Source organism: Microthrixaceae bacterium (assembly GCA_016702505.1).
GTDB lineage: Bacteria > Actinomycetota > Acidimicrobiia > Acidimicrobiales > Iamiaceae > Aquihabitans.
Genome location: JADJDU010000030.1, coordinates 493,435 through 507,649, shown reverse-complemented (window position 1 = coordinate 507,649; position 14,215 = coordinate 493,435). Strand labels below are relative to the sequence as shown.

General features: G+C 66.9%; 14 protein-coding genes and 1 pseudogene. 7 read left to right on the top strand and 8 right to left on the bottom strand.

Translation table 11 applies throughout. The features are described 5' to 3' along the window. Positions 1-393 precede the first annotated feature (393 nt). The 4 genes from IPG97_19485 to IPG97_19470 are packed head-to-tail and all read right to left on the bottom strand — an operon-like array spanning position 394 to position 4,569. On the bottom strand, positions 394-1,275 hold the full coding sequence (locus IPG97_19485) for a hypothetical protein (GenBank protein ID MBK6858662.1): 882 nt from the start codon (positions 1,273-1,275) through the stop codon (positions 394-396). After that, on the bottom strand, positions 1,272-2,564 hold the full coding sequence (locus tag IPG97_19480) for a CpaF family protein (protein ID MBK6858661.1): 1,293 nt from the start codon (positions 2,562-2,564) through the stop codon (positions 1,272-1,274). Before IPG97_19480 ends, IPG97_19485 begins: the two co-directional genes overlap by 4 nt. Further along, complete coding sequence (locus IPG97_19475) at positions 2,561-3,868, bottom strand: hypothetical protein (GenBank protein MBK6858660.1); 1,308 nt, start codon at positions 3,866-3,868, stop codon at positions 2,561-2,563. The genes IPG97_19480 and IPG97_19475 overlap by 4 nt, the downstream gene beginning before the upstream one ends. Then, positions 3,865-4,569: a hypothetical protein gene (locus IPG97_19470; GenBank protein ID MBK6858659.1), complete on the bottom strand. Its 705-nt coding sequence runs from the start codon at positions 4,567-4,569 to the stop codon at positions 3,865-3,867. The genes IPG97_19475 and IPG97_19470 overlap by 4 nt, the downstream gene beginning before the upstream one ends. 350 nt (positions 4,570-4,919) lie before the next feature. Here IPG97_19470 and IPG97_19465 point away from each other — a divergent pair, with 350 nt between their 5' ends. After that, on the top strand, positions 4,920-5,150 hold the full coding sequence (locus IPG97_19465) for a helix-turn-helix domain-containing protein (protein ID MBK6858658.1): 231 nt from the start codon (positions 4,920-4,922) through the stop codon (positions 5,148-5,150). A 75-nt stretch (positions 5,151-5,225) separates the two neighbouring features. On the opposite strand, the gene IPG97_19460 is transcribed toward IPG97_19465, so the two are convergent. Further along, entirely contained in the window at positions 5,226-5,804 is a 579-nt protein-coding gene (locus IPG97_19460; GenBank protein ID MBK6858657.1) for a hypothetical protein, read from the bottom strand. 146 nt (positions 5,805-5,950) lie between these two features. Here IPG97_19460 and IPG97_19455 point away from each other — a divergent pair, with 146 nt between their 5' ends. The 4 genes and pseudogenes from IPG97_19455 (at position 5,951) to era (ending at position 9,790) form a co-directional block, all read left to right on the top strand. Further along, positions 5,951-6,988: a PhoH family protein gene (locus IPG97_19455; protein ID MBK6858656.1), complete on the top strand. Its 1,038-nt coding sequence runs from the start codon at positions 5,951-5,953 to the stop codon at positions 6,986-6,988. A gap of 59 nt (positions 6,989-7,047) precedes the next feature. Next, entirely contained in the window at positions 7,048-7,539 is a 492-nt protein-coding gene (gene ybeY / locus IPG97_19450; protein MBK6858655.1) for an rRNA maturation RNase YbeY, read from the top strand. A gap of 61 nt (positions 7,540-7,600) precedes the next feature. After that, positions 7,601-8,950, top strand: coding sequence for an HlyC/CorC family transporter (locus IPG97_19445; protein MBK6858654.1), 1,350 nt, complete (start codon positions 7,601-7,603; stop codon positions 8,948-8,950). Then, positions 8,947-9,790 (top strand): annotated as a pseudogene (gene era / locus IPG97_19440) (GTPase Era). Before IPG97_19445 ends, era begins: the two are co-directional and overlap by 4 nt. Here era and IPG97_19435 read toward each other — a convergent pair. Beyond that, positions 9,784-10,212: a hypothetical protein gene (locus IPG97_19435; protein MBK6858653.1), complete on the bottom strand. Its 429-nt coding sequence runs from the start codon at positions 10,210-10,212 to the stop codon at positions 9,784-9,786. The pseudogene era and the gene IPG97_19435 overlap by 7 nt on opposite strands. Beyond that, complete coding sequence (locus IPG97_19430; protein MBK6858652.1) at positions 10,146-11,702, bottom strand: ATP-dependent DNA helicase; 1,557 nt, start codon at positions 11,700-11,702, stop codon at positions 10,146-10,148. The genes IPG97_19435 and IPG97_19430 overlap by 67 nt, the downstream gene beginning before the upstream one ends. Here IPG97_19430 and uppS point away from each other — a divergent pair. Together uppS and recO are read left to right on the top strand one after the other, a co-directional pair. Then, positions 11,590-12,474 carry a di-trans,poly-cis-decaprenylcistransferase gene (gene uppS, locus IPG97_19425; GenBank protein MBK6858651.1) on the top strand — a complete coding sequence of 295 codons (885 nt, stop codon included), beginning with the start codon at positions 11,590-11,592 and terminating at the stop codon, positions 12,472-12,474. The two genes, IPG97_19430 and uppS, sit on opposite strands and share 113 nt — an antisense overlap. Positions 12,475-12,488: 14 nt before the next feature. Beyond that, positions 12,489-13,199: a DNA repair protein RecO gene (gene recO / locus IPG97_19420; protein ID MBK6858650.1), complete on the top strand. Its 711-nt coding sequence runs from the start codon at positions 12,489-12,491 to the stop codon at positions 13,197-13,199. Between the two features lie 82 nt (positions 13,200-13,281). Here recO and IPG97_19415 read toward each other — a convergent pair whose 3' ends face one another. Further along, positions 13,282-14,181, bottom strand: coding sequence for an RDD family protein (locus tag IPG97_19415; GenBank protein MBK6858649.1), 900 nt, complete (start codon positions 14,179-14,181; stop codon positions 13,282-13,284). Positions 14,182-14,215: the final 34 nt, after the last annotated feature.

The window sequence follows — 14,215 nt, the reverse complement described above, 5'->3', positions numbered from 1 at the left end:
GATCAGCACCAGCAAGGCCAGCAGCGGGGGAGGTGAGATTAGGCCGACGGTCGCGGCCCCGATGACGAACACTCCTGTGGCCCACGCCAGTTGTCGGACCCGGAGAGCCCCGGCATCGAGCGGGCTGTGGATGCGGGCCAGACGGTGGCGAGGTCGTCACGCACTCCGGGAAGACCTGGCCAACCAGACGCCGGACGACGGTGGCCAACGGTCGGATCACCTCGCGGAACGTTCCCACCGAGAGGAGGCCAAGACGGGGAGGGCGTTGCCAGCCTCCCGGAACGTAGGGCTGAAGCCGCTCGTCGAGCGGCCGTCGAGAGAACCACCGAAGCTCGGACAGGATCAGAGTCGCACCCACCCCACTCAAGAGGAGGACCGGCACCACCAGGCGGCTCATGACGCGAACACCCGTTCCTCTTCGGGGATGCGCATGATGCGCCCGGCCCATGACCAACACACCACCACCATGAGGATGGCCACGGCCACGATCGCCTGCGCAGTCGGTTCGCGATAGGCGGACTGGCCGTTTCCAACCGACATCCCCGCCAACGCCATACCAAAGGGAACGATGAGAACGAACTTGCGGGCGAACCTGACGCCGGCTTGCTGGGCGCGGGCATCGCGCCTTCCGTGCACATCGTGGATCCGGTCTTCGGCCAGGGCTTCGAGGCGACGGTCCAGGTCGGCTCCTCCCACCTCGTGGGCGACCAACAACGTCTCGCAGGTGGCATCGGCGGTGGGATCGGCCAATCGGGCCTTGAGGACCGAGGTGGTCCGCGAGAAGTCGGTGGTGATCAGCCACTCCCGGTGAGCGGCCTCGAAAGCCGGTCGGAGCTCTTCGGGGGCGCGGGCCCCCGCCTCGAACAAGGCTTGGGGGATCGACCGGCCCACCGAGCCGGTGAGGATGCGGATCTCTTCGATGATCCGAGGCCACGCTTCCTGAGCGCGCTCACGGGCCCGGATTCGACGTTGTCTCAGAACCCCGGCCGGTGCGGTGCCTCCGAAGACGCCCATCACCAGGGATGGGGCGATCGAAGCGAAGATCCCGTAAGTGACCATCGCGGTCAACAAGGCGATGGCGAGGGTTGCCGCCACGAACTCTCGTGGCCTCACTTGGTCTAGGCCAGCCTGCACCAACCAGTCCGTGGCCGAGGTGCGGCCGTGGTCGAAGCTCCTCTCGGGGCGACTGGCAAATCCTCGTATTCCCTCGAAGCGCGCCGTCCACCACAGGTGAACGCCGAGACCGGCCAGCGATGCCGCCACCAACGCGATCACGCCCTAGCTCCAGAGGCTGTGACCCAGCCATCGCACAGGTCGTGGAGGCTGGTCCCGGACTGCCCGAACAGCCCGGCGAGCCGAACCGGGAACTGTCCGGTCCACATCAACGGATCCTCGGGGGTGGCCCGGGAGAACACGGCGGTGGTCGTGAACTGGGTGGCCTCCACACCGCCGGCCAGGTCCTCGACGGCCAGGATCTCCATAACCCTCGGACCGATCGGGGTGCGAGCGCAATGGACGACGACGTCTACTGCCTCGGAGACCAAGGTGTTGAGGGCCGACATGGGCAGCTCGGTGTCGGCCAACTGGCAGATGAACCGGAGCCGGGTCAGGGCTTGGCGGGCTGACCCGGCGTGGATCGTGGTGAATCCCTTGACTCCCGACGACAGGGTGAGAAGGAGGGGGAGAGCCTCGCGGTCTCGGACCTCACCGACGATCGCGACGTCGGGCGCCATGCGCAAGAACCCAGCTACCAGGCGGCGCAGATCTACCGCCGGTCGATCAGCGCGGGCGGGGCGGGTCTGCATCTTTGCCACGTTCGCTAATGGAATATCGGCCTCGAACACCTCTTCGGCCACCACCACCCGCAGGCTCGGGTCCAGCTCGGCACAACAGCACGAAAGCATGGTGGTCTTGCCCGAACCCGGGGCACCTGCGAACACGATGGAGGACTTGGCCCGCACGCAGCCGGCCAGGAAGCGGGCGGCATCGGCGGTCAGCATCCCTCGGTCGACGAGCTGGGTCAGGTCGTGGAAGGCGACGTTTGTGAACCGTCTGATGTTCACCATGACATGGCCACCGAACCCGATGTCTCCATGAACGATGTGCAGACGGGAGCCGTCGTCTAGCTGGGCATCTTGGAGACCCTCGGTCGGGTCCAGCTTGCGGTGGGCGCCCGATGCGTCGCTCAAGATCTTGGTGAGCGTGCGCACCACATGGGCGTCGTCGTGGAATACCTCGTGGTGGTAGCCGCTGGGGCCGCTGTGACGTTTGACGAAGATCTCCGCAGGAGCGTTGATCATGATCTCCCAGACGTCCTCGTCGGCAAGGAGTTCTTCCAGGGGTCCGTACCCACTCAGGTTCCGGACGGCTCGTTCCACCACTGCGGCCGGGTCGGCCAGGTCGAAAGGCCTGATGCCACGCTTGTGATCTACGGACCACTGGGCGACGGTGTCGACCACGAGGGAACGCAGCACGTCGGGTTCTCGGTCGGCATCCAGGGTCAGGTCCCGGGCTCGCTCCTGAACGAGGTGCTCGATCTCTTGAAGGGGGGATGGCGTGGTCATGAACTGGCCTCCTCCTCGTCGGCCCAGCGCCCGAGTGAGCCGGGGACAATGGCCATTGGCTCGCCGGCTCCGACGTTTCGTCGGCCTTCACGCTCCAGCACTTCGGTGACTCCGTGGGCGAGCGGCCCGGTGAATGCAGCCGGAAAGCGGGCCAGGTCTCGATGGGTGTTCTCCATCGATCGGCGATCGGTCAGGAACACCGGACCCACGTGAGGGTCGGAGCGTTCCGCACTGCCGGTCAGGACCGCGATGCTGCTGGTCAGCTCGGATCGGTAACGGGCCCCGCGTGGAGCCCGGTTGACCACCACCAACAACCGATTGCCGGGCACGCCGTGGTTTCGAAGCGCGTCGAGTTGGCAGACCAGTCCGTGGATCCCAGTGACGGTGGGGGTGGTCACGACGCACACCAGATCGGCCTCGGCGCACGCGTGGCGGGCCATGAGGTTGCGATCCTCGATGTCTAGTGATCCGGTGGTGGCTTCGCCTTCGATGTCGTGGTCCACGTCTGCCACCACGACCCGGGCTGTGGACCTCAGTCCGTCGAGGGCCGCGGTGAATGCCTGTGATCGGACAGTTATCCAGTCTGCGGGACGGCGCAGCCCGAGGAGCAGGTGGTATCCCCGGCTGGGGACGGCGAACAGCAGCTCTCGAAGCTGGGACATAGTGGGATGACCGTTGCGGTGGGCTTCGACCAGTTCTTGAACCCCCGGTACGACGTCGCGGGCATCGTGTAACAGGGCCTGGTGGGCGTGGCGGGCCAGGTCGGCCAGGACGACCGAGTTCCCGTAACGAGGGTCAGTGGCCAAGGCTTGGGCCAGAGCGGCCGAGACCGTGGAAGCGCCGCTGCCGCTCCGGCCGGTGACCACCACCAGGCGCCCGAGCCAGGCCGGGGGAAGGGGTGAGCCTCGCCCGTCGATGAGGCCGTTGTCGACTGGGCCGACGGGTCGGGCGTGGTCGACCAAGGCTTCAATGAGATCGACCCGGGACAGCTCGAAACCGAGGGCGGTGGCCGCGCCGAGTTGGGTCCAATCGGTCGGGGCGCCGTCGGCGGCGACCACCAGGCTCGGTATCCGGGCATCGGCCAAGGTGGCGATCAGATCGCGGTCCACCGATGGCAGCCGACCGTCTAGGAGTGCGGCCGAGAACGGGCGGCCGCTGGCCACCCGTGCCCGCAGCTCCTCGGTTGAAAGGCACTTGACGAACTCGACGGGAATGGAGCCGGAGGTGGCCCACCGCGCCACCTCGGTGAACCAAGTGGAGCGAACGTGAGCCAGTCCGATGACCACATAGCGGTCCGTGCTCAACGCCCACCCCCGTCGGAGGTTCCCGGAGGGATCGAGGTTGCGTCGGCGCTTGTCACTGCGGCGTCGGTTCCGGGGCCCGCCAGGTCGGTGGCGGCCCGGTACCGGTCTTGACCGGCCGTTGGGTCGGTACGGGGCTTGTTCGTCGAGGTCACTCGGGCCACCGTCACCTCGGCGGCCCGAGTGGCGTTCACCACCCGCTCCAGCGCCACGTCTGGACCTATTCCCACCGTGAGGGTCGGGCCGCTCCCTTCTCCAAGGCGGGCACCGTCGTTGGCGGAGATCCTCCGTACTGTGGCACCAGCCAACACCCGCATGGTCTGGGAGGTGACGCCGTCGCCGTAGGTGGCGAACACATCGATGCGATCTCCGACCCGGAGGTCGCCGTCGAGGGCCCAGCCCGATATCACCGGGAAGGTGAGCTCCCGCTCACCGTGAGCTGGATCACGGTCAGACACAGAGCCAGATGTGACCAGGGATCCGGGAATGAGGGGGCCCAGCGCCACCCTGCCGGCCACCGTCGTCGCGTCGGTGAAAGCGACCTTCTTCACTTCGATGGGAAGGTCGGCCACCGCCAGCGCAAGATCCGAGGCCTCGATGACCTCACCGGGACCGACCTCGCCCACGACCACGACGTAGCGGGTGGTCGGAGGTTGACCGGCACCGGAAGCTGCCCACCATGCCAGCAGGGCGGAAACCGCCACGAGCAACCCACCCACTACCGATCGGCTGCCAGGAAGGGCGCGCCGGGGACGTATCTCCAGCCCCGTGGTCGAGGGAGTGTCGCCTTTGGTATGGGCGCGCGAGCGCGTCGATGTGAGGGTGGTGACGGACAGCGTCCTGCTCCTTGTTTCCGCCGCGGCGAGGATGTCTTCCGGGCGCCGGGGTCGTGATGCTTCCCCAGTCCGAGCGGGCTCAAACCGAAAGTTCCAAAAACATCGAAGTTTGTGGAAAGGCGGTCAGGGTAAGGAACGCGCTGTCTGGAAAGGTGGGGTCGTCATGGGAGATGGAGGATGGTCACACCATGAAAGGCATCACTAGGTATAATGCTGCTATGTCCACGCAAATCCAGTGGTTGAGCACTGCTGACGCTGCCAAGTACCTCGGCATCACTTCCCGCACCCTCTACCGCTTCATCGACGAGGGTTTGATCGCCGGGTACCGGTTCGGGCGGGTCATCCGCCTCAAGCAGACCGATGTAGACACCTTCATCGAGTCCAGCCGCATCGAACCGGGCACCCTCGAACACCTCTACCCCGAGGTAGTGGGAGATTCGCGGGCTTGAACCTTGGCACCGGGCTCACGAGCCCGAACGTCGGGGTGAACGGAACCGGGGATTGGTCGCCTCGGTTCGCCCTCGTCAGCCCAGGGTCACGTCGTTGAGGCTCGACATGGGCAGGTAGTGCTCGGCGGCGTCGGCTCGGATGCAGATCACGTCCCGGCCCACCCACCAAAGGCGGCCCATCACCCGTTCCGCCGAGACGGTGTGGACGCTGACAGCTGGACGATCCGAGGCCAGCTCCACCAGTGTTACGTCGAGGGTGGCGGTGGTGCAGCCACGCCGATCCCCCACGGTGGACTTGGTACCGGGTTCGGGGTGGACGCTGGTCAGCGCCGTAACTGGAACCACCGTTCGCTCACCGCCAGGACCGGCCACCACCACGAAGTCCAGGCCCAGAGTGTGGAGCTCGCCTCGCAGCACTCGGCCCGCCCCGGTGTGGACGGCGACAGGCGCCCGACGTTCGACCAGGTCGGTGAGTACCCCGTGGAATGTGCCTTCCTCTTCGCTCTGGCGCCTCAACCACTGTTCGCGTCGCCGAGCCTCGGCCGCGTCGGATCGGCGCTGATCGTCGGTCAGATCCCGGAGAGCCTGGTCGACCAGGGTGGGCCGATCGGACTGGTCAGGGTGGTCGGGGCGGTCCGCCGCTGCCGCTGTCACCGTACCGACTGTAGCCAGGGACGAAATGGGGCTGAGGAGGCGAGTTGAGAGGCGAGCCGACATTGTGGTCGCACAGAAAGCCGGATACGCCCGGGTGAACCGGAAATCGAACACGACCCAAACTTCGATCGGTGGAGCGAAGCAAAATGACCCCGAGGTCCTGGCGGGTGTCAGCGTTACGATCAGAACCACAGCCGTCCCGAAAGCCCGACTTGTCAACCACACAGCTCACCATCCACGTACCCGACAACCACCTGATGGGTCCGTTGCTCGGCCAGCGCGACGAGCTGTTGCGCATGGTCGAGGCGGCCTTCCCCGACGCGGACATCCACGTTCGGGGTAACGAGGTCGCCATCGGTGGGTCAGATGCCGACCGTGCCGGGCGGGTCTTTGGCGAACTGGTCACCCTCGTCCAGTCTGGCCAGACCCTCGATGCCACCGTCGTCGCCCGCGCCATAGACATGGTGAGCGCCGATGAGCGACCTTCGGAGGTGTTGACCCACGAGGTTTTGCGGGCCGCCCACGGGCGCCGCGTCCGCCCCAAGACCGCGGGCCAGAAGCGCTACGTGGACACCATCGCCGACAACATCATCACCTTCGGGCTGGGCCCAGCCGGCACCGGCAAGAGCTGGCTGGCGGTGGCGATGGCAGTGCGGGCGCTACACGCCAAGCAGGTCGACCGGATCATCCTCACCAGACCAGCGGTCGAGGCCGGTGAGCGGCTGGGTTTCCTGCCCGGAGATCTGATGGCCAAGGTCGACCCATACCTCAGGCCGTTGTACGACGCCCTCCACGACATGGTCGACAATGAGACGGCCGCTCGGATGCTCGAACGTGGGACCGTCGAGGTGGCACCGTTGGCTTTCATGCGGGGGCGGACCCTGAACAACAGCTTCATCATCCTCGACGAGGCCCAGAACACCACGCCCGAGCAGATGAAGATGTTCCTGACCCGTATCGGCTTCGGGTCGCGGGCGGTCATCACCGGTGACACCACCCAGGTAGATGTGTCCGGGGGTCGGTCCGGGCTGGCCGGACTGGAGCGGGTGCTGGGCGGAATAGACGGCTTGGCCTTCGTGCACCTGTCGGGGCGTGACGTCGTCCGCCACCAGATCGTGGCCGACATCGTCAGCGCCTACGAACGAGACGCGGCCCGACCCGACGTCGGTCCGGCCCAGTCGTGATCCGGCCACCAGCGCGGGGCAGACCCCGCCGTCGTCGAGCCGACGAGGGAGACCTCGAAGTGTTCGTCGCCGACGAGCAGACCGAACGTGAGATCGAGCCGGCCCGATGGGAGGCCCTGGCCCGGGCCGTGCTGGTGGCCGAAGGCGTGTCCGGCGAGGCTGAGCTTGCGCTCCTGTTCGTGGACGAGGCGACCATCGCCGACCTGAACCAGACGTTCATGGGCGCCGACGGACCGACAGATGTCTTGGCCTTCCCCATCGATGACGAAGAGGTTGGTGTGGGCCGGTCTCCCGACGGTTCCACCTCTGGACCTGACCGCGATCCGTTCGGGGATGTGCCCCTGTTGCTGGGAGATGTGGTGATTTGCCCGGCGGTGGCGGCCCGCAACGCCCCGACCCACGCTGGCACCTACGACGACGAGATCGCCCTTCTGGTGGTCCACGGGGTGCTCCATGTGCTGGGCTGGGACCACGCAACCCCAGAGGAGACCAGTCAGATGCAGGCTCGCGAGCGCGAACTGCTGGACCAGCACCATTCGAGGACGACGTGATGCCACAGTCGTCCACCGACGACGACCCCAGTAGTCCCGGGGCGGACCTGGGGAGCTCATCATGGTGAGCGCTCTCGTGTCTGCCTCCACCGTGGTGGTGGCCGCCGAGCTGACCACCGTCGACATCTGGATGGCCGTGGCCATTGTGGTCTTGGTGATCTTGGCCATGCTCACCGCGTTGGCCGAGACCGCCATCATGCGGATCAGCCGGTCCAAGGCCACCGGTCTGGTCGACTCGGGTCGACGGGGGGCCAAGGACCTGGCCGAGCTCGTCGATGCTCCGGACCGGTGGATCAACGCGTTCTTGTTGGTGGTATTGGTCTGCCAACTCGTGCAGTCCACGCTCACGGGTGTTCTGGCCAACCGACTGTTCGGTGGCCTGGGCGTGGCGGTGGGAACCTTCTTCAACGTGGTGGTGATGTTCGTGGTGGCCGAGGCTGCCCCCAAGACCTGGGCTATCCAGAACACCGAGCGGGCGGCGTTGGCCTCAGCCGGGCCTGTTCGCATGGTGGTCAACTTCGCGCCCCTCCGACTCATCGCCCGTGGCCTCATCGGTCTGACCAACGTCATCCTGCCGGGCAAGGGTCTCAAGGAAGGACCGTTCGTCTCCGAGGAAGAGCTGTTGGCGGTGGCCGCCGAGGCCGCCGAAGCCGAGACGATCGAACCCGAGGAACGGCGGCTCATCGAATCGATCATCGAGTTCGGCGACACCGTGGTCCGCGAGGTCATGGTCCCCCGGCCGGACATGGTCACCGTGTCCCACGAGTTCCGGGTGGCCGACGTGATGGAGGTGGTGCTCCTCAACGGGTTCAGTCGGGTGCCGGTCCTTGGCCAGGGGATCGACGACATCATCGGTCTGGTGTTCGCCAAGGACCTGATGAGGGCCGAGCGCGACGGCCGCGAGGACGAACCGGTGGCCAACCTGGTTCGCCCCGCCCGAGCAGTGCCCGAGACCAAGCCGGTTTCGGAGCTGTTGCGGGAGATGCAGGCCGACCAGTTCCACATGGCGTTGGTGATCGACGAGTACGGCGGCACCGCCGGTCTCGTCACCCTGGAGGACCTGATCGAGGAGCTGGTGGGGGAGATCGTCGACGAGTTCGACATCGAGGACGCCCGCGTCGAACCGGTGCCGGGGGGCGGTGTTCGGGTCAGCGGCAGCCTCACCATCGACGATGCCAACGACCTGCTGGATGTGACGCTGCCCGAAGGAGACTTCGACACGGTCAGCGGTCTGGTCCTGGCCGAACTGGGCCGCTTGGCCTCGGTGGGTGACGTGGCGGCGGTGCCCGGTTGTCGTCTGGTGGTCGAGCGGGTGCAGGGCCGCCGGATCATGCGGGTACGGATCGAGCCGTCTCCTGAGGTGGCCGACCCAGACATCGCCGCCGACACCGGCGAGGTGGTGAGTTCATGAGGTCCGGTTTCGTGACCTTGGTGGGTCGGCCCAACGTCGGCAAGTCGACGCTTTTGAACCAGATCCTGGGTCAGAAGGTGACCATCGTCTCCGACAAGCCTCAGACCACCCGTACCCAGGTCCGGGGGGTGCTGACCCGGCCCGATGCCCAAGTGGTGTTCGTGGACACGCCCGGCATCCACAAGCCTCGGACATTGTTGGGGGAGAGGCTGAACGAGACGGCCACCAGCACCGTCCGCGACATGGACGTGGTGTGCCTGGTGGTCGACGCCACCGCTCCGGTCGGTCGCGGCGACCAGTGGGTGGCCGAGCGAGTGCCATCGGACGCAATCGTTGTGGTGAACAAGACAGACCTGGCCGCGCCCAACGATGTGCTGGTCCAGTTGCAGGCGGCCGCCGACCAGTTGACGGGGGGAGACGAGTACTTCCCGGTGTCGGCGCGCACCGGTGAGGGCGTGGCAGAACTGGTCGAGACGATCATCCGCCGTCTCCCCGAAGGGCCAGCCTACTACCCCGACGACATGGTCACCGACGTGCCCGAGGCGTTCTGGGTGGCCGAGCTGGTGCGGGAGCAGCTCTTGGCCGTGTTGCGTGACGAGGTGCCCCATTCGGTGGCGACCAGGGTGACCGAATGGGACTGGCCTCGGGTCCGCTGTGAGATCCTGGTGGAACGCGACTCCCAGAAGGGGATCGTGATCGGCAAGAAGGGCAGCGGTGCTCAAGGCGGTGGGCATCGCGGTTCGGTCCCAGCTCCCGCCCGGTGCCTACATCGAGCTGTTCGTCAAGGTCGACAAGGACTGGCAGCGCCGTCCCAAGGCCTTGGAGCGCCTCGGCTACTGATCGGCCCGGTAGCCGCGGGAATCGCCCTCGTCACTGGTGACCCGGCGCAAGAACTGCTCGGCTTCGGCCCGGTCCCGGGTGCGGGGGTAGGGGGGAAGGGCGTTGATCAGCTCCCAGCGGTAGCGGCGAGCGGTGGCCAACCGAGGGTCGAACACTGCCACCACACCCATGTCGGCGGCGGTGCGGATCAGTCGCCCCGCCCCCTGGGCCAGCATCGTGGCCGTCCGAGGCAGGTCGATGGTGCGGAAGGCGTCGGCCCGTGCCAGTTCGCGGCGAGCCTGGAGAAGTGGTTCGTCGGGGCGCGGAAAGGGGAGCCGGTCGATTGTGACCAGCGACAGGGTCCTACCCGGTACGTCTACCCCCTGCCAGAACCCCAAGGTGGCGAACAGGCTGGCCTCCTCCTGGGTGCTGAAGGCCGACACAGTGCTGGTTTGGGCATGTCCCGCTGGCTCAGTACCGGGGTCGCCAACCGTGGACGCAAGGCCTCGACCGCTGCATCCATGGCTCGATATGAGGTGAACAGGGCGAGGGTACGGCCACCGGCCGCGTTGATCAGTGCTTCGAGCTCGTCGTGGACGGCGGGGTCGAAGCCAGGCTGTCTCGGATCGGGTAGGTGGGCAGCGCAGTAGAGGAGTCCGTGGCCGGCGTAGTCGAAGGGGCTTCCGACATCGACCTGGTCGTGGTCGTCGGTGCCCAACCCGAGCGAAGTGGCCATGGCAGCGGGCAGTGTGGCGCTGGTGAGGACCACGGTCGTCTCACCCCACAGGCCGGTGCGCAGCACCTCGGCCACATCGATCGGAGCCACCCGCATGCGGGCGTTGGCGGCGGGCCCCTCGACCCAGGTGACGGTCCCCTCCCTGGTCTCGGCCGCGGCGGTCACGTCGGCTTGGAGGTGGCCGGTGATCTGCACGGCCCGGGTCTTGCGGGCAACGGTGTCGTCGGGGCCGTCGTCGGGGACCTTGCGTAGGGCAGCGGCCACCCGGTCCAGTCGGGCCCGAACCAGGGCCAGAGCATCAGCGAGGTCGGCATCGAGCGCGCCGCGTATCCGGCGATCGACGTGGGGTTCGAGCACCGCGGTCAGCAGCGTGGCGGAGGTCTCCACATCGTCCACGGTCGAGGGGTCATCCAGGATGGCCCGGACCGAGCGGGCCAGATTGTGGAACCGTCCCGCCGACAGTTCGAATCCACAGGTGTCAGAGACCACATCTTCGAGTTGGTGGGCCTCGTCCACGATCACCAGTTGGTGTTCGGGAAGCACCGAGCCTCCCGTGGCCAGGTCCAGGCCGAGGAGGTGCTGGTTGACCACGACCACATCGACCTCGCCGGCTCGACGCCGGGCGGCCTCCGCGAAGCACGTTTCACCCATCGGGCAGCGCCGGGCGCCGGGGCACTCTTGCGCTGACACGCTCACCGCGGCCCACGCCGGACCCGACGGTTCGGTGGCCAGCTCGGCTCGGTCCCCGGTGGCCGAACCCTCGGCCCAGTCGGCCAGCGCGGTGATCTCGGTGGGGGATGCTCGCTGGGCCAGGCCATCTAGCGCGAGCTGGCCACTGGAGTCGATCTCGTGGAGCCGCTGACGACACACGTAGTTGGACCGGCCTTTGAGCACCGAGAACTCGAATGGGTGTCCCAGGTGCTCGCTCAGGAACGGGAGATCCTTGGTGGCGAGCTGGTCCTGGAGCGCCTTGGTGGCGGTTGCCACCACCGTGCGTCGACCCGACAGGATGGCGGGTACCAGGTAGGCCCAGCTCTTGCCGGTCCCGGTCCCGGCCTGGGCCAGCAGGTGGCGTTGACCGTTGATGGCTTCGGCCACGGCGGTGGTCATCTGCTCTTGGGGGACACGGCGTTCACCACCGCTGGAAGCTCCGGCCAACCGGGCCAGCGCGGCCACGGTTCGCTGGGCGGATGGCATTCGGGCGAGGGTAGCCGTGCACCGGAGCACCGTCGGGGGACCGGTAGATTGGGCGGTCGTGGACCTCACCGGCATTGACCCAAACCGGATCCCCCGCCATGTGGCTGTGGTGATGGACGGAAACGGGCGGTGGGCGACGCGTCGTGGCCTCAAGCGAACCGACGGGCATGCCGCCGGGGAAGAGGCCCTTTTCGATGCCGTGGACGGGGCCATCGACCTGGGGCTCGACTGGTTCACCGTGTACGCGTTCTCCACCGAGAACTGGAAACTACCGCCCGATGAGGTGCGTTTCCTTATGGGGTTCAACAAGGGCATCTTGGAACGCCACGCCGAACGTCTCAACCAACGCAACGTACGCATCCGTTTCATCGGTCGGCGGGACTGGCGGGTGCCGCGCGGTGTTCTCAAGCGGATCGAGTGGGCCACCGACCTGACCCGGTCCAACACCGGGCTCACCTTCACCATCGCCTTCAACTACGGGGGTCGGGCCGAACTGGTCGATGCCGTCCGCCAGATCGTGGCCGACGGGGTCAAGCCCGACAAGGTCGACGAGAAGCTGATCCGATCCCACCTCTATGACCCGGAGATGCCCGACCCGGAGCTGATGGTTCGTACCTCGGGTGAATCGCGGACCTCCAACTACTTGCTGTGGCAGTTGGCCTACAGCGAGCTGGTGTTCACCGAGACGCTGTGGCCAGATTTCCGCACCGAGCACCTGGTCGATGCCATCCGGGAGTACCAGGCCCGCGAACGCCGCTTCGGCGGGATCTGAGCCGGGACGATCCGGTGACGCTCTACCGCGATCACGGGATCGTGCTTCGCACCTACAAGCTGGGTGAGGCCGATCGGATCGTGTCGTTCATCACCGAACGACACGGCAAGGTCCGGGCGGTGGCCAAGGGCGTCCGCAAGACTCGCTCCAAGTTCGGGGCTCGCCTCGAACCCACCAGTCACGTCGCCCTCCAGCTCTATGAGGGGCGGGAGCTGGACATCGTCACCCAGGCCGAGTCGGTTGACCACTTCCGTTCCATTCGCGATGACCTGGATCGCCTGGGCCGGGCTGCCACCATGCTCGAGACCGTCGACCAGGTGGCCATGGAACGAGAACCCAACCCCGACCTGTACCGGATGCTGCTGGGAGCGCTGCGTTCGTTGGCGGCCCGCAACAGTCCGTTGGTGGTGGCGGGCTTCCATTGGAAGCTGTTGGCCCTTGAAGGTTTCCGTCCGGTGGTGGAGACGTGCGTGTTGTGTGACGAGGATGCCGACCTGGTGGCGTTCGACCCGGTGGAGGGCGGGCTGTTGTGCCCGGAGCATCGGCGGGGGACCCGGGTGTCGGCCGACGCAGTGGAACTGATGCGTCAGATCCTGGGTGGACGGCTGGCCCAGGCCCTCGACAGCCCTGAGTCATCGGCTACCAGAGAGGTGGAGAACCTGGCCACCCGGGTGGTCGAGCACCATCTGGAACGGAGGCTGCGTTCGGTGGGTGCATTGGACTGAGCCTGCATTCCGTCGAAGGCAGAGCCTTTCGGCGGAAAGACTCGAGCGCGAACCATTTTCGATCGGTGGATCGCGTCCTGAGCTACTGGCTGATCGGTCCCCAGGTTTGGGTGCCGTCATCCCATTGGAGCCACGCCCCTAGATCACGGTCGTATTGGATGTAGGTGTTGCGGGCCGGGTCCCAGGTCGGGCCGTCGCCGGAGGGCGACGCCGGAGGCGTCGTAGCGAACGGGCTACCCGAGGTGGGCCCCGCCGGTGACCACGAGCTTCCGCCTGCACCCGGCATCGGTGTCGAGCCCGGTCCGGCCGGTGGCCAACCTGGGGTCGGGGGAGCGCCCCAACCGGCTGACGGAGTGGCGACGGGGACCGACGTGTTGATCGGCATTCCCACCGATGCCTTCTTGACCACGTAGGTACCAGCGATCATGTCGCCCACTCGACGGTGGCCCTTGGTGCTGACCATGGCGACGCCACCGATCACCGGAAGGCCACAGGTCAGGGCGTCGATCAGCCAGGCGAACGTGCGGGCCAGCGAGCGACCGATGCCGATCACCTGGCCGCTCTGGTCTACGACCCGCAGACCCACCGCAAGCTTTCCGAGGCTGCCCCCGGTGAGGCCTTGGATGACGGCGTAGGCGACGAGGTGACCGGTCCAGAACAACAGGCCGGCCGACCCGCCCTCGATGGTCTGCGCGGTGTAGTTGGTCTCACCGAAGGTCTCGGATCCACTGGTGGCGTCTTGGTTCACGAAGCAGAAGCCCTCGTTGGCTTCCTCCCACCGGTCACACAGCGAGTGGGCCTCGGACCAGGTGAGGTCGCTGTAGGCGATGGCCTCAACCCCGCCCGTGGCCGCGGTGAAGGCGAACACGAGGCCCAGATAGATGATGAGGTCGATGATCCAGGCGCCGATCCGAACCCCGACCACTGCAGTTGGGTCCGATGGGGCGCCGTAGTTGGGCGTGGGGGTGCCGTACATGCTCACGGTCGTTGACGTTAGAGCGTGGGCCCTGCCGGTG